We start from the raw sequence: 20,414 nt of genomic DNA, 5'->3' as shown, positions 1-20,414 counted from the left end.
ATAAAACCAAATCAATTAATGGGTAAAGTCATTGCAATTGCTAATCAAAAAGGTGGTGTAGGAAAAACAACAACATCTATAAATTTAGCGGCCTCGCTTGGGGTTTTAGAAAAAAAAGTTTTACTGATAGATGCTGACCCTCAAGCCAATGCAACTTCTGGTATAGGAATAGATGTTGAATCTGTTGAAACAGGAACGTATCAGCTACTTGAACATTCCAATTTAGCCCAAGAAGCCATTATTCATACAGACACACCTAATTTAGATATCATTCCAGCACATATAGATCTGGTAGCTATTGAAATTGAACTTGTTGATAAAGACGAGCGTGAATACATGCTGAAGAAGGCTTTATCAAGCATCAAGGATGAATATGACTATATTTTAATTGATTGTGCGCCTTCTTTAGGACTATTAACCCTTAATGCGCTTACCGCAGCAGATGCCGTTATTATACCCATTCAGTGTGAGTATTTTGCATTGGAAGGATTAGGCAAACTATTAAACACTATAAAGAGTGTTCAAAAAATACATAACCCTGATTTAGATATTGAAGGCTTACTTCTTACCATGTATGATTCTCGCTTACGTTTATCAAATCAAGTGGTTGAAGAGGTGCAGAAGCATTTTAATAATATGGTTTTTCAAACCATTATACAACGTAATGTACGTTTAAGTGAGGCACCTAGTTATGGAGAAACCATTATTAACTATGATGCTAGCAGTAAAGGAGCTAATAACTATTTGAGCTTGGCAAAAGAAATTATTACAAAAAACTCTTAAATTATGGCCAAGGCAACAAAAAAACAAGCTTTAGGCAGAGGCTTATCGGCATTACTTAAAGATCCAAGTAACGATATTCAATCGGCTCAAGATAAAAATGCGGATAAAGTAATTGGTAACATTGTTGAGCTCGATCTTGATACCATTGAGGTGAACCCGTTTCAACCTCGAACAAACTTTAGTGAAGAATCTTTGCAAGAATTAGCTTCCTCTATAAAAGAATTAGGCATTATTCAACCTATTACAGTTAGAAAAATAGGACTTAATAAATACCAATTAGTTTCTGGTGAACGTCGTTTTCGTGCTTCAAAACTTCTAGGATTAGAAAGCATAACAGCTTATGTAAGAATAGCCAATGACCAAGAGTCTTTAGAAATGGCCTTAGTTGAAAACATTCAACGCCAGGATTTAGACCCCATTGAAATTGCCCTGTCCTATCAGCGCTTAATTGACGAAATAAATTTAACCCAAGAACAAATGAGCGAACGTGTTGGAAAAAAGCGTTCAACCATTGCCAATTACTTAAGATTATTAAAATTAGACCCTATCATTCAAACAGGTATGCGTGATGGGTTTATTTCTATGGGACATGGACGTGCGCTTATTCCTATTGAAGATCAAAGCATTCAATTAGATATTTATGAGAAAATATTATCTAATAAATTATCTGTAAGAGAAACAGAACATTTAGTTCGTGGCTATAATACTTCAGATGAGGTACAACCCAATGAAGTAAAACATGAAAGTAACGAGGTTCCTAAATACATAAAAAAAGGAATTGCGGCATTTTCAGAATACTTTGGACACAAAATAGACGTTAAGGTCTCTAAGAATGGAAAAGGAAAAATTACCATTCCGTTTCATTCTGAAGAAGACTTTAATCGGATTAAAAAATTAGTTCAAGGTGATTCCAAATAACACATTAACAGCGGTATTTTTTACAATTCTTTGTTGTTTTTCTCTAATTGCTCAAAATGATGACACCAAAAAATCTGAGCAAAAAGTAATTCAAGAAACAGGAGAAACAAAACTAATAGCTGCTGATTCTATTTCCAAAGTTAGAAAACCTATTGATCCGTTAGCGCCTTCAAAAGCTGCATTTTACTCGGCGCTTTTACCAGGTTTAGGTCAAGCATACAATAAAAAGTATTGGAAAATCCCTATTGTTTGGGGCGCTATTGGAACGGGAATATATTTTTACACCAATAACAATAAAGAATATCATAGGTATAGAGATGCGTATAAACGTAGATTAGCTGGTTTTGAGGATGATGAATTCTATTTTGATGGTAACGGAAATAAATTAACCCAACCCCGGGTAACAACGGAAGGATTAGAACGCGGACAAAAATTTTACAGGAGAAATAAAGAAATATCATTACTGGTTACTTTAGGTCTCTATGCTTTAAATATTATTGACGCCAATGTTGATGCCCATTTAATGCAATATAATGTGGATAAGAACTTATCGCTTGCACCACATTATAAAATTGACGAATTTGATGCCTCAACCAGTCTTGGGCTAACCTTAAATTTTAAATTTTAGCATAAATCATTATACAATCTTTATTAAAAAGAAATTAAGGTGATTTAGCAACAATAAAAAACAGAAATCAATGAAAATAGCACTATTAGGATACGGAAAAATGGGAAAGACCATAGAACAAATTGCTCTAAAACGCGGGCATGATGTGGTATTAACTATTGACAAAGATGACACAGATTATGATATAACTGAGGCGGATGTTGCTATTGATTTTAGCATACCCACGGTAGCATTTAATAATATTTCAAATTGTTTGAATAATAATGTCCCTGTTATTTCAGGAACCACGGGTTGGCTTGATAGGTATAATGAAGCGGTGACCTTATGTAAAGAAAAAAAGGGTGCTTTTATTTATGCATCTAATTACAGTTTAGGCGTTAATATATTTTTTGAGTTGAATAAAACCCTGGCCAAAATGATGAGTGCATTGAAACAATACAACGTTTCTATGGAAGAAATTCATCATACACAAAAGTTAGATGCGCCTAGCGGAACAGCTATATCTTTAGCTCAAGATATTATTGAACAGCATGGAAGTTATTCAAATTGGAAATTAGATCAAGGCAACGAAACTACCATCCCAATTGTTGCTAAACGTATTGAAGATGTTCCAGGAACCCATACCGTTACTTATGAAAGTGAAGTAGACACCATTACTATTGAACATGTGGCACACACTAGACAAGGGTTTGCACTTGGCGCGGTAATTGCCGCAGAATGGATTGTAGGAAAACAAGGTGTTTTTACAATGAATGATGTGTTAAATATTGGTTAACAGCAACCTGTTGTGTAACAATACATTTACCTTTAACAACTTACTATCAAATTAAATATTTTAGATTATGACATTATCACAATGGTTTATTTTCATTTTGATTATTCAAGTAGTTCACGGCCTTGGGACTTGGAAACTCTATATTAAAGCTGGAAGACAAGCTTGGGAAGCCTTTGTACCTATTTACAATGGTTATGTTTTAATGAAAATAATTAACCGGCCTGTTTGGTGGGTAATCTTATTATTTCTGCCTATTGTTAATTTGATAATGTTCCCCGTAGTTTGGGTTGAAACCGCTAGAAGTTTTGGAAAAAATATGCCCATAGATACTGTTTTAGCCATTGCTTCACTAGGACTTTATAATTACTACTTAAATTATACAGCTGATGTAAGCTATGTTGAAAACCGAAGTTTACATCCCAAAACATCGGGTGGTGATTGGTTAAGTTCTATACTTTTTGCTATTGTGGCGGCTACTATTGTGCACACCTATTTTATGCAACCGTTTACTATACCGTCTTCATCTTTAGAAAAATCGTTATTGGTTGGAGACTTTTTATTTGTTAGTAAATTTCATTACGGCGCTAGAGTACCTATGACTACTATTGCTGCCCCTATGGTGCATGATACCATTCCTAAATTAGGAACTAAATCGTATTTATTTGATGACGACTATTCCAAAAGAAAAACATCATGGAAAAACAAGTTGCAATTACCCTATTTAAGATTTCCTGGTTTTGAAGACATTGAACGCAATGACATTGTAGTGTTCAATCAGCCTGCCGACACCTTATTGGATATGAACGACTTTCATCCAGACCGCAATTACTATAAACCCATTGATAAGAAAACAAACCTTGTAAAACGTTGTGTAGGTATTGCAGGCGATACGCTAGAGGTTAGAAATGGATTTGTTTATATAAATGGTAAGAAAAATGAATTACCAGACCGCGCCCATTTACAGTTTAGCTATTATGTGCAACCCAAAACAAATCGATTTAATCCTGTTTTTTTAAAGGAGCGCTATGATATCACCGATGGCTTTGGTATTATTAATAAACAAAACACTTACTATTTCTCGGCTATTTCTGATGAAGCTTTGGCTAAGTTTAAAAATCATCCCAATGTGGCCAGTATAACGCCTAATATTAAAACAAAGGGCGAAAGAGATCCAGGGATTTTTCCGCATCACCCTGATTATCCTTGGAACGTAGACTTTTTTGGTCCGCTTTATATTCCTGAAAAAGGAGCAACTATTGATATCAGTCTTGAAAACCTGCCACTTTATAAACGCGTAATCACAGAATACGAAGGTAATACCCTTCAGGTAAAAGGCAATCAAATACTAATAAACGGAAAGGTTACCAATGCGTATACTTTTAAACAAAATTACTATTGGATGATGGGTGATAACCGCCATAACTCCATTGATGCCAGAGCTTGGGGCTTTGTGCCTTTTGACCATGTGGTAGGTAAGCCTGTGTTTATTTGGATGAGTTGGGACGGCCTTAAAAACCCCAGATGGGAACGTTTCTTCACAACAGTAAGTGGTGAAGGAAAGGCTACCTCATTTTTCATCCCATTCTTGGTATTGCTTTTAGGTTATTATGGGTATTCTAAATGGAAAAAGCGAAAAAAGGAAAACGCTTAACCTTGTTCGTTTGCTGATGTAATCTGTTAGCCACTGAAAAACAAAGTTTGATGACCGTACTTGTTCACCCAACCTATTTTCCTAGCATCTCGACCTTTGTTGCTATTTCGCAGGCAAAACAGGTTATTTTTGAAACCGCCGATAACTTTGTAAAACAGACGTACAGAAACCGTTGCTATATTTATGGTGCCAATGGTAAAATGGCATTGAATGTTCCTGTAGTATATTCACAAAAAAATCGTCAGAAATACAAAGATGTTAAAATTTTTAATGATGAAAATTGGCAGAGCCGGCATTGGAAGTCCTTACTTTCCGCTTACCGAACCTCACCCTTTTTTGAATATTACGAGGATGAGTTGCAACCTTTATTTGTAAAAAAATTTGATACTATTTTAGACTTCAATTTGAAGTGTATTGAAACTATTTTGGACTGCCTGCAATTGGATATTGAGATAGCAACAACCCAAATTTTTGAAAAGACAGTTACTCATGCTGATGATTTCAGATCTCTAGTTCAAGCTAAAAAAGAAATCCCACAACACTTTGAGCATTACACACAAGTATTTGAAGCCAAGCATGGATTTATACCCAACTTAAGTATTTTAGACTTGCTTTGTAATGAAGGACCTAATACCTTGAATTATTTAGAATCGCAAAACCTACCTATCTTATAATGCTTCAAACTCTGGTTCATTACGGCTGTCATTTATTCATTCCTTTACTAGTAGCCTATGTCTTTTTTACATCGCATTGGAAAACGGCATTCATCATTATGCTATCTGGCTTGTGGATTGATATAGATCATGTACTTGCCACACCTATTTTTAATCCTGATAGGTGCAGTATCAATTTTCACCCCTTACACACCTATTACGCACTGCTTATCTATCTGCTTTTATGTTTGCCTAAAAAAACACGATTGTTTGGTCTTGGACTTGTAATCCATCTCATATCTGATACCGTTGATTGTGCTATGATGTGACATATATGACATGTTACGGTTAGGCTGTCAACATCAACTACTGCAACAAATTCAATGTCGCCATAATGGGATAATGATCAGAAAAATGCTCATTATAGCTTTTAAATCCGTTTACAGCAAAAGCTTCGTCAGCTAATACAAAGTCAATACGTACTGGAAAAAACTTAAAGTCATAACTTCTACCAAATCCATTCCCGGCTTCTTTGAACGTATCATTTAAATCGCCTTTAATTTTTCTATAAACGTATGAAAAGGCCGTATTATTAAAATCTCCACAAATAATCATTTTATAATGGCACGACGCTTTGTGCTTTAAAAACAATTCCGTTTGCGTTTGCTGCATTTTAAAACTAGAACTAATTCTATTGAATAAGCGTTCAGAATCTTCTTTTTTCAAATTCTCCATTTTAGCATCAATTTTCAGAGATTCTAAGTGTATATTATAAACACGCAGGGTATCAGAATTTGTAACAATATCAGCAAAAATGGCATTATTCGCTGTATTTGGAAACTCAATAGAGCCTGAGTTAATTATAGGAAATTGAGAAAATATAGCCTGCCCGTACTTTGTTTTCTTACCTGATAACTTTTCATACTTATATTTAAAGAACGACAAATCCACCTTTTCATGCGGGTGATATTCTTGAATACTTAAAATATCGGGGGATTCCTGTTTAATAAACTCTACAATTTTGGTTTCTGTATTAGCATCGGGAATCCAATCATATAAATCAAACAACCGAACATTGTAATTCATCACTTTGAAATTATTAGGATGCTCAGTCTGTTTTGACGACGTGAATTTATACAAAGACCCAAATGAAACATAACCGAGACATAGTACAACCAAAGAGAGTACAAACTGTTTTTTTAATCCTATTAACCAATAAATAAAAAACAGTGCATTAAGCAAAATAAGGAATGACACCCCTAAGTTTAAAACGGCTAATATGGAAAATGTTTTGGGAGGTAAAAACGGCAAAATAAAAGATAACAGAAGCAATAAAGCAACCACAATATTAATGGCGTATATCGCTTTATTTACCATGCTCAACTTTTTCATGCGTTTACTTGCCAGCTCTGAATAAAAACTCCTTTTCTTCCTCTGTTAAACTATCATAACCACTTTTACCAATCTTATCAAGTATAACGTCAATTTTCTTTTGATTGTTAAAGGCATTAAAATCAGATTTTGTATAGCCACCAACCTTACTCTTTCTTTTGTGAACTGTTTTTAAAGGGCCTTTTCTTGAAGATTTAAACAGCGTCATAAAACCATCTATAAAACGCTCAAAACCTTTACCTATATCCTGGCCTTTGGTTAACTGCTTCGCATATAGATACCCTAAAAGTCCTCCGCCTAAATGCGCCAAACTACCGCCAGCATTCCCTCCAAACAAGCCCATAATATCTAATATAATAATAGCTGCACCAATGTACCAAAGCTTTATACTGAAAGTAAAAAATCGTATTTCTTGACGAGGCATATAAGCGCATAAAAAAATTAAAAGCGCCCGTACTGCGGCCGAAGCACCAAGTAACCTAGAATACCCACCAAAAAAACTTGGAAATAACGTATAGGCCAACATAAACAACACGCCACCACTTATAGCGCCTAGAAAGTATACATTAAGTGCAAGTTTTGTGTTAAACAAACTCAAAAACATACGTCCTAAAAAATACAGCCATAGCATATTAAACAGGATATGCATAAAATCATAATGCAAAAAGGCATAGGTGATGAGTGTCCAAGGTTTTAAAATAAAATCAGAAAAATCACTGGGCAACTCCAACCAATGCGTATAAGACCTCAGCACAAAAGTGAGTAAAAAAATCGCTGTGTTTATCACAATGATCTTTTCTAGAACATTAAGATTAGAAAACTTATCCTTGATATCTTGAGCCAATGAATTCATTAATACCAGCGGTTTCTATTAAACTGATTTTTTTTCCAATACCACATAATAAAAAAGCCTGTTAACGCACCGCCTACGTGCGCCATATATGCTGTGTTACTTGGGCTAAAAAATGATTGCCCCGTTAAGCCTGAAATCAAATCTAAAATAATAATTCCTGGAATAAAATACTTGGCTTTAATAGGAATAGGCAAAAATATCAGCATGAGTTCGGCATTCGGATTCATCATCCCAAAAGCAGCCATTACCCCCATAATACATCCTGACGCACCAACCATAGTATTTCTGGCAATAACATTCATATCAAAAAGTGCTTTAAAATTACTTTGATTGATTGTATTGGCATCAAATCCATATTGATTTAAAAGTGGTTCCATTTGCTGTCCTAAAATCTCCCCCTTTATATACTGACCATCACTGGCATCAATAGAGATAATCTTTCTTAATAATTCACCATCCATATTAAGATTTGCAATGCCCTGATAAGCTTGATAAAAATCTACATAATAATACCCAACTTGCAGCAATACAGCCCCTAAACCAGCCGATATATATAAAAACAAAAAACGCTTGGATCCTAGTGCCCGTTCTACGGGTGTACCAAACATCCAAAGCGCGAACATATTAAAAAAAAGATGCATACCACCACCATGCATAAACATATGGGTGACGACTTGCCACGGTTGAAACGCTGTACTTTTTGGAAAATGCATAGCAAACCAATCATAAAACAAAACACCCTGCCCTATTGTTAATGTCCCGATAAACATGATTGCATTAATGATTATTAAATGTTTAACGGTTTCGGAAATTCGCATCATAATTTAAATAAATTTTTTATCTAATTCATCAACACTCATGGTGATAAATGTTGTTTTATTGGTAGGTGTAACATGGGGTTCTTTACAGGCAAATAGTTTATTTACTATATGCTCCTGCTCATCTTTTTTAAGCGCTTGTCCTGTTTTTATAGCTAAGCTTTTTGCCATAGATTTTGCCAATAAATCAGTAGCACTAAAATTAGTATCTGGTACTTCTTGTTCTACATCACTAATCAATTGTTCTAAAATTATAGAAACTTCACTTTCTGGAATCCCTACAGGGACACCAGTAACCGACACTAAATCGTCTTCTATAGCCGCAAACACAAAACCTGTATGCTCTAAATCTACCTTTAGATGTTTTACAATAGCAATATCTTTGGAAGAAAAATGAAGTTGCAGAGGAAATAATAACTGCTGACTAATGCCTTCTTTTGTGGTCATGGTCTTTAAAAACTCCTCATATAATACACGTTGGTGTGCGCGGTGTTGATCTATAAGCAACATCCCTGATTTAATAGCACTTACTATATACTTATTATGAATCTGATAGGTTGAATGTGATGGCTCTACAAGATTATCCACTTCAAAAACGGAAGCTGTTTGTTCTTCGCTCTCAAAGTGCACTTCACTAAAATCAACAACTGTATCATTACTTTTAGACTCTAAGCCCACGTACAAACTATCCCAGTTATTTGGTGTTGGCTTAAATGCTGTGGTTTGCTTACCAGAAAATTTCTTTTCTTCTTGAAACGGATTAAAATTGCTATCTACTTCAACCTTAGGGATACTCACACTATTATTTTTGTAGCTGTAAGGCGTATCTAGTTCAGGATCTCTATCAAAGTCTAAAACTGGCGCTATATTAAACTGTCCTAAACTATGTTTTACTGCCGAACGCAAAATAGCGTAGAGCGTATGTTCATCATCAAACTTAATTTCTGTTTTAGTAGGATGTATATTTATATCAATAGTTTGTGGATCAACCCATAAATTTAGAAAATAACTAGCATGGGTACCTGGCTTTAATAAGCCTTCAAAAGCCGATGAAATGGCATGATTTAAATAAGCACTTTTTATAAATCTGTTATTTACAAAAAAATACTGTTCACCTCTTGTTTTCTTAGCAAATTCGGGCTTTCCTACAAAACCTGATATTTTTATTACTTCGGTATCTTCTTCAACAGGAACTAACTTTTCATTAGTTTTGGTTCCAAATATATTTACAATACGTTGGCGATAGTTGCTTGCTGGCAAATTAAAACTTTCACTACCATTATTATACATGGCAAATGCAATATTAGGATGCGCAAGTGCCACCCTATGAAACTCATCAATTACATGACGTAATTCAACCGTATCAGACTTTAAGAAATTGCGTCTGGCCGGTATATTAAAAAATAAATTTTTCACAGAAACAGAAGTTCCTGTTGGGGTAACCACAATGTCATGTGATGCTACTTCACTGCCTTCAATGACAATGGCATTTCCAACTTCATCATCAACTTGTTTTGTTTTTAATTCAACATGAGCAATGGCGGCGATACTGGCTAGAGCTTCCCCTCTAAATCCCTTGGTATTTAACTGAAATAAGTCTTCGGCGTTTCTAATTTTTGAAGTCGCATGACGCTCAAAACTCAATCTGGCATCAGTGTGACTCATTCCTTTGCCGTTATCAATAACCTGAACAAGGGTCTTTCCGGCATCTTTTACTATAAGTTTGATAGAATCTGCTCCTGCATCAATGGCATTTTCAAGAAGTTCTTTAACCACAGAAGCTGGACGTTGTACAACTTCTCCTGCAGCAATTTGATTTGCAACGTGATCGGGTAAAAGCTGTATGATGTCTGCCATAAATTATTTAAGAAAAGAAAATAGATAAGTCGAAATCAATAATAAACAAAAATATCAAAACGAGAATTGCTATAATAATTAAAATACGTCTATTTGCTGCTCTATCTGGATTATTTTTAAAATCATCAAGAGCATCAATAAATTTACCTTTTAAACTTTTATTGGCTCCAACGGTTTTCCTATACCCATCAAATTTATGCTTTATTTCAAATGGACTTCCTTCTTTCCCATTGTTATCATAATAGCGTGGCGTATAATTAAATTTCTTGTTTTCGCGTCGTGTTAAAAGGCCCATGATTTCTAAGTTGTTTTTTTGATTACAAGTATTTCTTTTCTAATACATACATACCAATCAATAATAATACCAAAATAATCACTAATACTTTAATAGACATAGCCCCACGCACCTTGACTTTAGAGTCATGAGATCTTCGCCACCTAGATTTAAAATCTTTAGCTTCAGCACCTTCATTTGATTTAGTTTCTAATGAAGGTTCTTTTGAAAACCGTGGCTGATAATTAAACGTTTTATGTTTGCGTTGTTTAAACAAAACCTCGTAATGATTGTTCCTCAAAAGTACTTAAAATTAGAGAGAAATACTGATCTGGTATCCTAAAAAATGTTAACAACACCCCTAACACTGGGGTTAAAAATAACATCTTCAATACTAGAAAGCATGAAACGACAAAGACAAGTTGATTTAGCTATTTCTTCTAAGTTCAGCCATTTTTATTGCAGCAATGGCTGCTTCCGTACCTTTATTACCGTGTTTCCCGCCTGAGCGTTCTAACGCTTGTTTCATGGTATTGTCGGTTAACACACAAAATATTACAGGCACTTCATGCATCACATTCAAGTCTTTTATGCCTTGAGTAACACCTTCGCAGACAAAATCAAAATGCTTTGTTTCTCCTTGAATAACACTACCAATAGCAATAACCGCACTCACCATCTGCTCCTGCATTTTCTTGCACCCGTAAATAAGTTCAAAACTACCAGGCACATCCCATTTTACGATATTGTTTGGAGCCACACCATTATCTATAAGCGCCTCATAAGCACCTCTGTACAACCCTTCTGTAACCGTTTCATTCCATTCAGAAACAACAATCCCAAACCGAAATTTACTTGCGTTTGGGATTGTTGCCTTATCGTATTCTGATAAATTTTTATTTGCAGTAGCCATAAAAAAGCTATTTTTACTTATTTGCTAACACCTGAGCCTTACCTATAAACACTTCAACCTTTCCAGCTTCGGTAGAATTTGAATAATCTTCTTTTATTCTTTTAAAATAAGATAACGCTTTATCTGGCTGACCTAACTCAAGTGCTATAGTTCCTGCTTTAAATAGGTACATTGGGGTTGTATACTCATTATTACGCATTTCAGCAGCTTCCTCATAATACCCTAAAGCATCTTCTGGCTGATTCAATTGTACAAAAGCATCACCTATATTACCTTTTGCTAAAGGTGCTAAAATTTCGTCTTCACTTTTAAAATTGCTCAAATGTTCAACAGCACTCTTATAATCTTTTAATCTTAAATAAGCTGTTCCTGCGTAGTAACTAGCCAAATTTGCTGATGGTGTACCACTGTATTCTTCAATAATATCGAGCATTCCAAACTTACCTTCACCTCCATTTAAAGCCAAATTATACAACGAATCCTTTTGAGCAGTAGCTGCACTTACAGCTTCATCAAAGTATTTTTGTGCTTGAAACATATCATTCATAGCAGTGGCTTGCTTAGGCTGTGCAATAAACTCTTTATACCCCAAAGATCCTAATACAATAACAGCAACGAGACCAATAATAACAAAAATATACTTTTGGTTTTTTGCTACAAAATCCTCTGTTTTTGAAGCGGTTTCATCTAGCGTATTAAATACTTCGGCAGTTGTAGATCCTTCTTCAATATTATGCTCTTTCTCTACTTTAGTTTTTGGTTTATACCCTCTCTTATTATAAGTTGCCATTTATTTTTTCTAAATTATTGTCGCGCAAAAATATAATTTTTCTTCATAACTAAAAGCCTATTTATTTGATATTTTTCAATAATTTGCACTTCTTTTAATCCACAAAGCCGTATAGTCCAGCAAAAGTTACTTTTTGTATGATTTTAAAATCACTTTCTTTACTAAACTACAAAAACTTTGGCAGTAAGTCATTCATTTTCAATAGCAAAATAAATTGTATTGTTGGAAATAACGGCATAGGAAAAACCAATGTACTAGATGCCATTTATCATTTATCATTCGGAAAAAGTTATTTCAATCCGGTAGCGACCCAAAATATTAAGCATGATGAAGATTTTTTTGTCATTAATGGTAATTATGCTAAAGAAGAAAAAACAGAAAAAATAGCCATTAGTTTAAAAAGAGGCCAAAAAAAAGTAATAAAACGCAACGGTAAAGCCTACGATAAGTTTAGTGACCATATAGGTTTTTTACCATTAGTCATTGTATCTCCTGCAGATAGTGATTTAATTGTTGAAGGCAGCAGTACCCGAAGAAAATTTATTGATAGCGTTATTTCTCAAAGTGATAAAGATTATTTAATTCAACTTATTAATTACAACAAGGTACTAACACAACGTAATGCGCTTTTAAAGTATTTTGCTTTAAACCACACCTTTAACAAGGATACCTTAGATGTGTATAACAGTCAACTTGCTGAGTACGGCCATATTATTTTTGAAAAACGTGATGCTTTTTTAAAGACTTTTATTCCTATTTTTAAAAAACGCTACAAAGCGATTAGTAACGGCAACGAATCTGTAAATTTAATTTACACGAGTGATTTATACGAAGCTAATCTTGACACCCTTTTAAAAAACGTGATTAATAAAGATAAAGCCCTACAATATACTAGCGCCGGTATTCATAAGGACGACTTACAGTTCAACATTGAGGAACACCCCATTAAAAAATTTGGAAGTCAGGGGCAACAAAAGTCGTTTTTAATTGCTCTAAAATTAGCACAGTTTGATTTTATTAAAGCCCAAAGTGGTGAAAACCCTATTTTATTGCTTGATGATATTTTTGACAAACTAGACGAACACCGTGTAGCTCAAATTATAAAACTGGTTGATGATGAAAATTTCGGACAATTATTTATAAGTGACACCCATGCTGAGCGTACTGAGCATATAGTAAAGCAGGTACATCAAAGTTATGAGATTTTTAGGCTATAAAAGTTGGTATTGTATTAAATAAAACCATTTTTTTACCAATTTTTGAACGGTTATATTGTTTAGTTTACAGCTTGATAAAGAATTTCCGCTAACTTTGTTTATCGTTTGATACAAGTCATTAAAACAACATATAACATTAACGTATAGCATTAAAGTTGGCAAGCATGTAAGCAACCACATACAAATTGACAATATTATGAGTAAATTTGAACCAATATCCATTCAAATATTTCTAGCAATTTTATTAGTGGTAAACTTTGCACAGGCACAAAATGATTCCATAAAAAACACCTCTACTCTTTTGAGCAAAGTAGAAGTTTTTACACCTACAAAAGTTGCCTTACCTATTATCTATGAATCAACTAAAGGGCACACATTGATAATAGCTCTTCACGGTTATGGAGATACAGCGGAAAATTTTCAGGATTTGAGTAAACCCTTTACTGATGCTGGATTTATTTTTGCAACACCAGAAGCGCCATACGCTATAATGGGACAAAACGGAACCTTAGGATATGAATGGTTCTTATATGATTTTTCATCTTATATAATGTTAGAAAGACCAGCTTCTGAAATAGAAAAATCTGCTATGCGTTTGACAACTGAAAATCAAATGAATCAAGTGATGAACGATTTAAAAAAATCCTACAACATTGACAAAGTTTATTTTTTAGGTTTTTCACAAGGTGGCATAATTACATATTTATCTGGAATCCACCATCACAATAAAGTTGATGGAATGATTATATTCAGTTCGGTTGTTGATGAAGACTGGCTAGGGAGAGATGATATTAAAGAAGGAAAAGAAGTTAGAACTCTCATTATTCAAGGCAAGTCAGACAAAGCTGTTCCTATTAATTTTGCCGAAAATGGTAGAGACCTCTTGATAAAAAATGGCTATGATGTTACCTTCAAAAAATTTGACGGTGGACATACAGTACCAAATAATCTTTTAGGATTTGTTGTGAATTGGATAAACAAAGAATGAAACTATAAAAAATACGATTTACCAACAAAGTGTAAAAATAATTGCTTGGTTCTCGCCTATACAGGAAATCATACAGAATTTCTTCTGGTTCGTTCCATTTCTAGTAAGTTGGTTGCTTGCGCATGCAACTATCCTTTCTCATAAACGATAAACGAACCTCATAAAAAAATAAAAACCGTTCGATTAAAAACAGAAGTTAGTAAAAAAGGCCGCGTTAGGGATAGCAGTGATTAGCTTTTAGCGAGGCGCGCATCGAGCCAAAACTAGTAACGAATAGCCCGACCCTTGTGGTAACGCCCACTTAAATTTTATACTTTTACGTTTTTAATCACAATTTGAAATGGCCAAAAGACACAATGAACATATGAGCATCAGTGATGCTTTAAAAGAATTTATTGAAACCAATAAGCTTGAAAAAGGTCTGGACAAAGTGAACATTGCCAAAGCCTGGGAAAACTTAATGGGTAATGGTGTAAACAATTACACTACTTCCATAAAATTAGAGCGCGACACCCTTTATGTACAGTTAAGCTCTAGTGTTTTACGTGAAGAATTAAGCTATGGCAAACAAAAAATAATTAACATGCTAAATGAAGAGGTTGGCAAAGAAATAATTAAAAAACTGGTTTTAAGATAATTGACCTGAAAATTTAATTTTAAATTAATCTTCAAAAAAACAGATTGTATTGTTAATTACCTTACCTTTGGCGTTTTAATTATAATACAAATTACAATGAGTAAAGGTACCGTAAAATTCTTTAACGATTCAAAAGGTTTTGGATTCATTATTGAAGAGGACAACAACAAAGAACATTTCGTACACATTTCAGGATTAATCGATGAAATTCGTGAAGGCGATAATGTTGAATTCGATCTACAAGAAGGTAGAAAAGGATTAAACGCCGTAAACGTAAAAGTAGTCTAAACATATACTTTAACAATTACAACAAAGGCCTATCATTTTTTGATAGGCTTTTTTTGTACCCAATAAAAATAAACAAGCCCAATGCGATACGTCACAATGGGCTTGTTCAAAAGTATTAAATCTATATTTTAAAACTGTTCTCTTCCTGCAAAATGAAACGCGCCTTCAATAGCAGCATTCTCATCGCTGTCACTACCGTGAACAGCATTTTCACCGATAGAATCAGCATACATTTTTCTTATAGTACCTTCAGCGGCATCAGCAGGGTTTGTAGCTCCAATTAAGGTTCTAAAATCCTCAACTGCATTTTCTTTTTCTAAGATAGCCGCTACAATTGGTCCGCGTGTCATATATTCAACCAATTCTGGGAAAAACGGACGTTCTTTATGAATTGCGTAAAAAGTTTCCGCATCAGCAGTTGTCATTTGAGTCAATTTCATTGCTACAATCCTAAACCCAGAAGCTGAAATTTTTTCTAAAATTGCGCCTATGTGTCCTTTTTCAACAGCATCTGGCTTAAGCATGGTAAATGTTCTATTTGTCGCCATTTAAATAATTTTATGTATTCTAATTTTATTTTTATTAATCCGTTTTACAAACAATGTTCTGTATAAAACTGATATTTAGCTTTATGTGCTTTCGCGTGCAAATGTAAAGTATTTATTATTAATCGCAATTAATCTAAATTTAAAAAAATTGTATCTTCGCCATCTATGAAAAAACAAGACATTTCGAGCATTAAAAAGCTATTATCCACGCCGAAGAACATTGTAATTGTTGCGCATAAAAACCCTGATGGAGATGCTATTGGCTCTACACTAGGCTTGCAGCACTATCTCTTGAAAAAACAGCACCAAGTACAAATCATTGTTCCTAATGACTATCCTTCATTCTTAAAATGGGTTCCTGGAAACCAACGTATTTTAGTGTATGATTATCAAACAAAATCCTGCAACACCTTAATACAAGAAGCTGACATTATATTTACCTTAGATTTTAATGCCTTTCATAGAGCTGGTAACATGGAACATGCTTTACAACAAAGCACTGCTTTAAAGATAATGATTGACCATCATCAGGCGCCAGATGATTATGCTGCATATACCTATAGTGATGTCTCTATGAGTTCTACCTGCGAAATGGTTTATCATTTTATAAATCTGCTTGGTGATGATAATTTAGTAGATGTAGATATTGCAACGTGTTTATACTTAGGAATTATGACAGATACAGGCTCTTTTCGTTTCCCTTGTACCACAAGCACCACGCATCAGGTTGTGGCACACCTTATTGAACGAGGTGCTAACAATGCATTTATACACAATAGCGTTTATGATACCAATAGCTATGAAAGACTGCAGTTATTAGGTTGCGCGCTGTCTAATTTAAAAGTGATTCCCGAAGCAAGAACAGCCTACATCACCCTATCCCAAGAAGAATTAAATAGATTTAACTACAAAAAAGGTGATACAGAAGGCATGGTTAATTACGGCCTTTCGTTAGAAGGTATTGTGCTTGCTGCTATTTTTATAGAAGACCAACAGGAAGGCATCATTAAAATTTCATTACGATCAAAGGGTGATTTTTCTGTAAATGACATGTCTAGAATGCACTTTAACGGTGGTGGACATACAAATGCAGCTGGCGGCAGAAGTGAATTACCTCTTAAAGAGACTGTTGAAAAATTTATTAGTATATTGCCTAGTTATAACAAAGCCCTGATTAATGAATAAATTACTATTACTCGTCTTTGTTTTACTAGCGGTTAGCTGTAAAACACCCGAAGCAAGAAGACCTGTTTCTGTAAAAACAGGCTCCTTCATTGATGAATCTGTTAAGCGAAACAGACAACTCAATGCTAAAGAACAGACGGCCATTGAAAACCTATTGAAAAAAGAAAAAAAAGAATACATTGCTTCTGAAAATGGCTTTTTGTATTACTACAACAATAAAATAGAGTCTGACACCTTACAAACACCTCAATTTGGTGATATTGTGAATTATGATTATGATGTAAAATCATTGAATGGCACAGTCATTTACTCTAAAGATGAGTTGCGCATGCAAACCTACACCATTGATAAAGAAGAACTCTTTTCTGGCCTTAGAGAAGGTTTAAAACTCATGAAAACAGGAGAAACAGTTACTTTTTTATTCCCTTCTCAAAAAGCGTATGGCTATTACGGAGACGAAAATAAAATAGGCAGAAACACACCTCTAGTTTGTGAGGTCACTTTACATTCCATCACCCAAAACACCACAAAATAACAATGAACCTACTTAACAGTATCTTTAAGACTAGTCTCGTTTTCTTATTGATATTTTTGTCATCCTGTAAGGCGCAATACCCCGAATTAGAAGACGGCTTATATGCTGAGTTTATTACCAATAAAGGCACTATGGTTGCTAAACTAGAACAGAATAAAACCCCTATAACAGTGGCTAATTTTGTTTCGCTTGCCGAAGGTACAAACACGCTAGTAAAAAAAGAATACAAAAATAAAAAGTATTATAATGGCACCATTTTTCATCGGGTTATTGATGAGTTTATGATTCAAGGGGGAGACCCTACTGGTACAGGAAAGGGTAATCCTGGTTACAAATTTAAGGATGAAATTCACCCTAGCTTAAAACATGATAAGCCTGGCATTTTATCTATGGCTAACTCGGGCCCCAACTCAAATGGCAGCCAGTTTTTCATTACCGAAGTACCTAAACCACATTTAGATAACAGCTATAGTATTTTTGGAGAATTGGTTATTGGCCAAGATGTTCAAGACTCTATTTCAAATGTAAAAACAGATGATAGAGATAAACCTATTGATGACGTTGTTTTGGTAGAGCTTAATATCATTAGAAAAGGAAAAGCGGCAAAGAACTTTAACGCCAATAGTATTTTTGTTGCACATTTTGCAGAAGAAGAACGCCTTGAAAAAGAACAAGCCGCTAAGGCGCAAGCCATTATCACAGCCTCCAAAACCAAATTTGACAAGCAGAAGGCACAGGCCAGCTCATTAGAATCTGGACTTCAATATTACATTTCAAAAAAGGGTAATGGCGAAAAATTACCGCCTGATGCTACCGTACTGGTGCACTATGCCGTTTATTTTGACAACGGAAAACTATTAGAAACAAGTAAACTGGAAATAGCAGAAGTACTTGATGCAGTAAACGAAAAGAGAAAAGCAGCTAACAGATACCAACCAATAACAGCAGATATTGGCCCCAACGCAGGTATGATTCCTGGATTTAAAGAAGGGCTTCAACAGCTACATGTAGGAGACCAAGCCACTTTATTTATTCCGTATCATTTAGCCTACGGCGAGTCTGGAACACGGGGTATTCCCGGAAAAACAAATATTATTTTTGAAGTAGACATTTTAAAACTCATAAAGTAACACAAAATACTCATGACGACGCACCTTTTAAAATTTGATTGGAACCCCATAACAGGTATTGACTTGTTGGGTTTTTTTAAACTCCACTTCTATAGCTTAATGTGGGTTATTGCCTTTATTTTAGGGTGGTATATAATGAAACGTATTTTTACTAAAGAAAAGATTTCATTAGAATATCTTGATCCCTTATTTATATACACCGTTTTAGCCACCATGTTAGGCGCCAGATTGGGGCATGTTTTATTTTATCAATCTGAATTAATTACCGAAGATTTTTTCAGCATCTTTTTGCCCTTTAAATTTAAAGGAGGTTTTGAATTCACAGGATTTCAAGGTTTAGCCAGTCATGGTGCCGCCATAGGTATAATAATTGGGATGTATCTATACCGACGAAAATACCATTACAAATCTATTTTGTGGATATTAGATCGTGTTGTGATTCCTGTTGCTTCTGGTGCTATTTTCATAAGAATAGGCAATTTTATTAACTCTGAAATTATAGGTAAGCCATCGGGTGATTTTCCTTTAGGTGTTCGGTTTATTCAAGACCATTATTACAAAAGAGAGATCATGCAGCTTACGGGCATCAATGATGTGCAACAAGCTTACAATGCAGTAACAGAGAATCCGCAATTTCAAAATTTATTGGAAGTGGTTCCTTACCGCCACCCATCGCAACTTTATGAGTCTTTGTGTTATGTGTTTGTATTTTTAATTTTGTTGTATTTCTACACCAAAACAAACAAAAAAGATCAACCTGGTTTTTTATTTGGTTTATTCTTGGTGTTATTATGGACCATCCGGTTTTTTATTGAATTCACCAAAGAAGCCCAAAACGCAGAACGTGCTGACTGGGTTTTAAACACAGGACAGTGGTTAAGCATACCATTTATTCTACTTGGGCTTTATTTTATGTTTATGTACAAACCCAAATCGGTATCCAATAAATGATTAATCGTTTGGTGTTTAGTATGCTTTTGTTTGTTTCATTTGCAATGATAAGTTGTAAAGAGCAAAACAAACCTATACCACAAACTAAGGTATCTTTTAAAAAAGAAGGCGATCTTACCATTTATAAATCTGACAAAACGCAAGTTCATTTGGATATTGAAATAGCAGACACTGATTTTGATATACAAACAGGACTCATGTACCGAGATGGCATGAAAAAAAATCAAGGCATGCTATTTGTTTTTAACGATGAAAGTGAACGATTCTTTTATATGAAAAACACAAAGTTTCCTTTAGATTTAATCTATATCAATGCTGACAAACATATAGTGAGTTTTCAAAAAAATGCAAAACCTTTTGATGAATCTTCTTTACCTTCAAATGTACCAGCCCAATATGTACTTGAAATGAACGCTGGGTTAATAGACATTTGGAACCTTAAAGTTGGAGATTCTATAAGCTTCAAAAAGAACAACTAAAACACCCTGCTCGTTCAATAAACATTATGCTGGATAGGTTTTAGTTTAACGTAAGTTGAACATAACGTTTTGGATCTATTTCTGATTTTTTGAAATTTAAATGACTATGTCTGCTCGAAGTGACATCATTCATATTTAATGACATTAATGC

Annotated in this window: 25 protein-coding genes; 16 read left to right on the top strand and 9 right to left on the bottom strand. The window is 34.4% G+C overall.

Features of this window, described 5'->3' with window-relative positions:
• The first annotated feature begins 18 nt into the window (after positions 1-18).
• The 7 genes from KFZ70_RS09005 (at position 19) to KFZ70_RS08975 (ending at position 5,737) form a co-directional block, all read left to right on the top strand.
• Positions 19-783, top strand: a complete 765-nt coding sequence (locus KFZ70_RS09005; protein WP_139695124.1) for a ParA family protein — start codon at positions 19-21, stop codon at positions 781-783.
• Between the two features lie 3 nt (positions 784-786).
• A complete protein-coding gene (locus KFZ70_RS09000; protein WP_139695125.1) occupies positions 787-1,701 on the top strand; it encodes a ParB/RepB/Spo0J family partition protein in 915 nt (304 codons plus the stop codon).
• A complete protein-coding gene (locus tag KFZ70_RS08995) occupies positions 1,691-2,329 on the top strand; it encodes a DUF5683 domain-containing protein (protein WP_139695265.1) in 639 nt (212 codons plus the stop codon). The genes KFZ70_RS09000 and KFZ70_RS08995 overlap by 11 nt, the downstream gene beginning before the upstream one ends.
• Before the next feature lie 70 nt (positions 2,330-2,399).
• Positions 2,400-3,104: a 4-hydroxy-tetrahydrodipicolinate reductase gene (dapB, locus tag KFZ70_RS08990; protein ID WP_139695126.1), complete on the top strand. Its 705-nt coding sequence runs from the start codon at positions 2,400-2,402 to the stop codon at positions 3,102-3,104.
• A gap of 67 nt (positions 3,105-3,171) precedes the next feature.
• Entirely contained in the window at positions 3,172-4,755 is a 1,584-nt protein-coding gene (lepB, locus tag KFZ70_RS08985) for a signal peptidase I (protein WP_139695127.1), read from the top strand.
• A 50-nt stretch (positions 4,756-4,805) separates the two neighbouring features.
• Positions 4,806-5,429: a WbqC family protein gene (locus KFZ70_RS08980; RefSeq protein ID WP_139695128.1), complete on the top strand. Its 624-nt coding sequence runs from the start codon at positions 4,806-4,808 to the stop codon at positions 5,427-5,429.
• Complete coding sequence (locus tag KFZ70_RS08975) at positions 5,429-5,737, top strand: DUF6122 family protein (RefSeq protein WP_139695129.1); 309 nt, start codon at positions 5,429-5,431, stop codon at positions 5,735-5,737. The genes KFZ70_RS08980 and KFZ70_RS08975 overlap by 1 nt, the downstream gene beginning before the upstream one ends.
• A 37-nt stretch (positions 5,738-5,774) precedes the next feature.
• On the opposite strand, the gene KFZ70_RS08970 is transcribed toward KFZ70_RS08975, so the two are convergent.
• From KFZ70_RS08970 to KFZ70_RS08935, 8 genes are all read right to left on the bottom strand, one after another.
• The gene (locus KFZ70_RS08970; RefSeq protein ID WP_139695130.1) at positions 5,775-6,800 is read right to left on the bottom strand and encodes an endonuclease/exonuclease/phosphatase family protein; all 1,026 of its coding nucleotides are present in this window, start codon (positions 6,798-6,800) and stop codon (positions 5,775-5,777) included.
• Between the two features lie 4 nt (positions 6,801-6,804).
• Positions 6,805-7,653 carry a rhomboid family intramembrane serine protease gene (locus KFZ70_RS08965; protein ID WP_139695131.1) on the bottom strand — a complete coding sequence of 283 codons (849 nt, stop codon included), beginning with the start codon at positions 7,651-7,653 and terminating at the stop codon, positions 6,805-6,807.
• A complete protein-coding gene (locus tag KFZ70_RS08960; RefSeq protein WP_139695132.1) occupies positions 7,653-8,474 on the bottom strand; it encodes a rhomboid family intramembrane serine protease in 822 nt (273 codons plus the stop codon). Before KFZ70_RS08960 ends, KFZ70_RS08965 begins: the two co-directional genes overlap by 1 nt.
• 3 nt (positions 8,475-8,477) lie before the next feature.
• The gene (gene mutL, locus KFZ70_RS08955; RefSeq protein ID WP_139695133.1) at positions 8,478-10,328 is read right to left on the bottom strand and encodes a DNA mismatch repair endonuclease MutL; all 1,851 of its coding nucleotides are present in this window, start codon (positions 10,326-10,328) and stop codon (positions 8,478-8,480) included.
• Between the two features lie 7 nt (positions 10,329-10,335).
• Positions 10,336-10,623 (bottom strand): riboflavin synthase subunit beta, encoded by a 288-nt coding sequence (locus KFZ70_RS08950; protein WP_139695134.1) that lies wholly within the window; start codon positions 10,621-10,623, stop codon positions 10,336-10,338.
• Between the two features lie 22 nt (positions 10,624-10,645).
• Positions 10,646-10,903, bottom strand: coding sequence for a hypothetical protein (locus tag KFZ70_RS08945; protein WP_139695135.1), 258 nt, complete (start codon positions 10,901-10,903; stop codon positions 10,646-10,648).
• 126 nt (positions 10,904-11,029) lie between these two features.
• Complete coding sequence (gene ribH / locus KFZ70_RS08940) at positions 11,030-11,515, bottom strand: 6,7-dimethyl-8-ribityllumazine synthase (RefSeq protein ID WP_139695136.1); 486 nt, start codon at positions 11,513-11,515, stop codon at positions 11,030-11,032.
• A 13-nt stretch (positions 11,516-11,528) separates the two neighbouring features.
• On the bottom strand, positions 11,529-12,305 hold the full coding sequence (locus KFZ70_RS08935) for a tetratricopeptide repeat protein (protein WP_139695137.1): 777 nt from the start codon (positions 12,303-12,305) through the stop codon (positions 11,529-11,531).
• A gap of 137 nt (positions 12,306-12,442) precedes the next feature.
• On the opposite strand from KFZ70_RS08935, the gene recF reads away from it, so the two are divergent.
• The 4 genes from recF (at position 12,443) to KFZ70_RS08915 (ending at position 15,435) form a co-directional block, all read left to right on the top strand.
• Positions 12,443-13,522 carry a DNA replication/repair protein RecF gene (recF, locus tag KFZ70_RS08930; RefSeq protein ID WP_139695138.1) on the top strand — a complete coding sequence of 360 codons (1,080 nt, stop codon included), beginning with the start codon at positions 12,443-12,445 and terminating at the stop codon, positions 13,520-13,522.
• Positions 13,523-13,718: 196 nt separating this feature from the next.
• On the top strand, positions 13,719-14,510 hold the full coding sequence (locus KFZ70_RS08925) for an alpha/beta hydrolase (protein WP_139695139.1): 792 nt from the start codon (positions 13,719-13,721) through the stop codon (positions 14,508-14,510).
• Between the two features lie 340 nt (positions 14,511-14,850).
• Entirely contained in the window at positions 14,851-15,147 is a 297-nt protein-coding gene (locus tag KFZ70_RS08920) for a DUF721 domain-containing protein (RefSeq protein ID WP_139695140.1), read from the top strand.
• 96 nt (positions 15,148-15,243) lie between these two features.
• Entirely contained in the window at positions 15,244-15,435 is a 192-nt protein-coding gene (locus tag KFZ70_RS08915; RefSeq protein ID WP_139695141.1) for a cold-shock protein, read from the top strand.
• Positions 15,436-15,563: 128 nt separating this feature from the next.
• Here the strand turns inward: KFZ70_RS08915 and KFZ70_RS08910 are convergent, their stop codons facing one another.
• Positions 15,564-15,983: a nucleoside-diphosphate kinase gene (locus KFZ70_RS08910; protein ID WP_139695142.1), complete on the bottom strand. Its 420-nt coding sequence runs from the start codon at positions 15,981-15,983 to the stop codon at positions 15,564-15,566.
• A gap of 165 nt (positions 15,984-16,148) precedes the next feature.
• Here KFZ70_RS08910 and KFZ70_RS08905 point away from each other — a divergent pair, with 165 nt between their 5' ends.
• Genes KFZ70_RS08905 through KFZ70_RS08885 form a run of 5 tightly spaced genes read left to right on the top strand, consistent with a single transcriptional unit; the run spans position 16,149 to position 20,263 of the window.
• Positions 16,149-17,168, top strand: coding sequence for a bifunctional oligoribonuclease/PAP phosphatase NrnA (locus KFZ70_RS08905; protein ID WP_139695143.1), 1,020 nt, complete (start codon positions 16,149-16,151; stop codon positions 17,166-17,168).
• Complete coding sequence (gene gldI / locus KFZ70_RS08900) at positions 17,161-17,703, top strand: gliding motility-associated peptidyl-prolyl isomerase GldI (protein ID WP_139695144.1); 543 nt, start codon at positions 17,161-17,163, stop codon at positions 17,701-17,703. The genes KFZ70_RS08905 and gldI overlap by 8 nt, the downstream gene beginning before the upstream one ends.
• 2 nt (positions 17,704-17,705) lie before the next feature.
• Entirely contained in the window at positions 17,706-18,833 is a 1,128-nt protein-coding gene (locus KFZ70_RS08895) for a peptidylprolyl isomerase (RefSeq protein ID WP_139695145.1), read from the top strand.
• Between the two features lie 12 nt (positions 18,834-18,845).
• Entirely contained in the window at positions 18,846-19,784 is a 939-nt protein-coding gene (lgt, locus tag KFZ70_RS08890; protein WP_139695146.1) for a prolipoprotein diacylglyceryl transferase, read from the top strand.
• The gene (locus tag KFZ70_RS08885) at positions 19,781-20,263 is read left to right on the top strand and encodes a DUF192 domain-containing protein (protein WP_139695147.1); all 483 of its coding nucleotides are present in this window, start codon (positions 19,781-19,783) and stop codon (positions 20,261-20,263) included. The genes lgt and KFZ70_RS08885 overlap by 4 nt, the downstream gene beginning before the upstream one ends.
• The last annotated feature ends 151 nt before the right edge of the window (positions 20,264-20,414 follow it).

The sequence above is a fragment of the Allotamlana fucoidanivorans genome (assembly GCF_045788535.1).
GTDB lineage: Bacteria > Bacteroidota > Bacteroidia > Flavobacteriales > Flavobacteriaceae > Allotamlana > Allotamlana fucoidanivorans.
Note: the sequence above shows the minus strand (reverse complement) of the source record. Positions and strands in the feature narration are given on the sequence as shown.

What these genes read in the sequence shown, in the direction of transcription:
- KFZ70_RS09005 (WP_139695124.1), top strand. Translation starts at nt 19, where the DNA reads ATGGGTAAAGTCATTGCAATTGCTAATCAAAAAGGTGGTGTAGGAAAA.
- KFZ70_RS09000 (WP_139695125.1), top strand. Translation starts at nt 787, where the DNA reads ATGGCCAAGGCAACAAAAAAACAAGCTTTAGGCAGAGGCTTATCGGCA.
- dapB (WP_139695126.1), top strand. Translation starts at nt 2,400, where the DNA reads ATGAAAATAGCACTATTAGGATACGGAAAAATGGGAAAGACCATAGAA.
- lepB (WP_139695127.1), top strand. Translation starts at nt 3,172, where the DNA reads ATGACATTATCACAATGGTTTATTTTCATTTTGATTATTCAAGTAGTT.
- KFZ70_RS08980 (WP_139695128.1), top strand. Translation starts at nt 4,806, where the DNA reads ATGACCGTACTTGTTCACCCAACCTATTTTCCTAGCATCTCGACCTTT.
- KFZ70_RS08975 (WP_139695129.1), top strand. Translation starts at nt 5,429, where the DNA reads ATGCTTCAAACTCTGGTTCATTACGGCTGTCATTTATTCATTCCTTTA.
- KFZ70_RS08970 (WP_139695130.1), bottom strand. Translation starts at nt 6,800, where the DNA reads ATGAAAAAGTTGAGCATGGTAAATAAAGCGATATACGCCATTAATATT.
- KFZ70_RS08965 (WP_139695131.1), bottom strand. Translation starts at nt 7,653, where the DNA reads ATGAATTCATTGGCTCAAGATATCAAGGATAAGTTTTCTAATCTTAAT.
- KFZ70_RS08960 (WP_139695132.1), bottom strand. Translation starts at nt 8,474, where the DNA reads ATGATGCGAATTTCCGAAACCGTTAAACATTTAATAATCATTAATGCA.
- mutL (WP_139695133.1), bottom strand. Translation starts at nt 10,328, where the DNA reads ATGGCAGACATCATACAGCTTTTACCCGATCACGTTGCAAATCAAATT.
- KFZ70_RS08950 (WP_139695134.1), bottom strand. Translation starts at nt 10,623, where the DNA reads ATGGGCCTTTTAACACGACGCGAAAACAAGAAATTTAATTATACGCCA.
- ribH (WP_139695136.1), bottom strand. Translation starts at nt 11,515, where the DNA reads ATGGCTACTGCAAATAAAAATTTATCAGAATACGATAAGGCAACAATC.
- KFZ70_RS08935 (WP_139695137.1), bottom strand. Translation starts at nt 12,305, where the DNA reads ATGGCAACTTATAATAAGAGAGGGTATAAACCAAAAACTAAAGTAGAG.
- recF (WP_139695138.1), top strand. Translation starts at nt 12,443, where the DNA reads ATGATTTTAAAATCACTTTCTTTACTAAACTACAAAAACTTTGGCAGT.
- KFZ70_RS08925 (WP_139695139.1), top strand. Translation starts at nt 13,719, where the DNA reads ATGAGTAAATTTGAACCAATATCCATTCAAATATTTCTAGCAATTTTA.
- KFZ70_RS08920 (WP_139695140.1), top strand. Translation starts at nt 14,851, where the DNA reads ATGGCCAAAAGACACAATGAACATATGAGCATCAGTGATGCTTTAAAA.
- KFZ70_RS08915 (WP_139695141.1), top strand. Translation starts at nt 15,244, where the DNA reads ATGAGTAAAGGTACCGTAAAATTCTTTAACGATTCAAAAGGTTTTGGA.
- KFZ70_RS08910 (WP_139695142.1), bottom strand. Translation starts at nt 15,983, where the DNA reads ATGGCGACAAATAGAACATTTACCATGCTTAAGCCAGATGCTGTTGAA.
- KFZ70_RS08905 (WP_139695143.1), top strand. Translation starts at nt 16,149, where the DNA reads ATGAAAAAACAAGACATTTCGAGCATTAAAAAGCTATTATCCACGCCG.
- gldI (WP_139695144.1), top strand. Translation starts at nt 17,161, where the DNA reads ATGAATAAATTACTATTACTCGTCTTTGTTTTACTAGCGGTTAGCTGT.
- KFZ70_RS08895 (WP_139695145.1), top strand. Translation starts at nt 17,706, where the DNA reads ATGAACCTACTTAACAGTATCTTTAAGACTAGTCTCGTTTTCTTATTG.
- lgt (WP_139695146.1), top strand. Translation starts at nt 18,846, where the DNA reads ATGACGACGCACCTTTTAAAATTTGATTGGAACCCCATAACAGGTATT.
- KFZ70_RS08885 (WP_139695147.1), top strand. Translation starts at nt 19,781, where the DNA reads ATGATTAATCGTTTGGTGTTTAGTATGCTTTTGTTTGTTTCATTTGCA.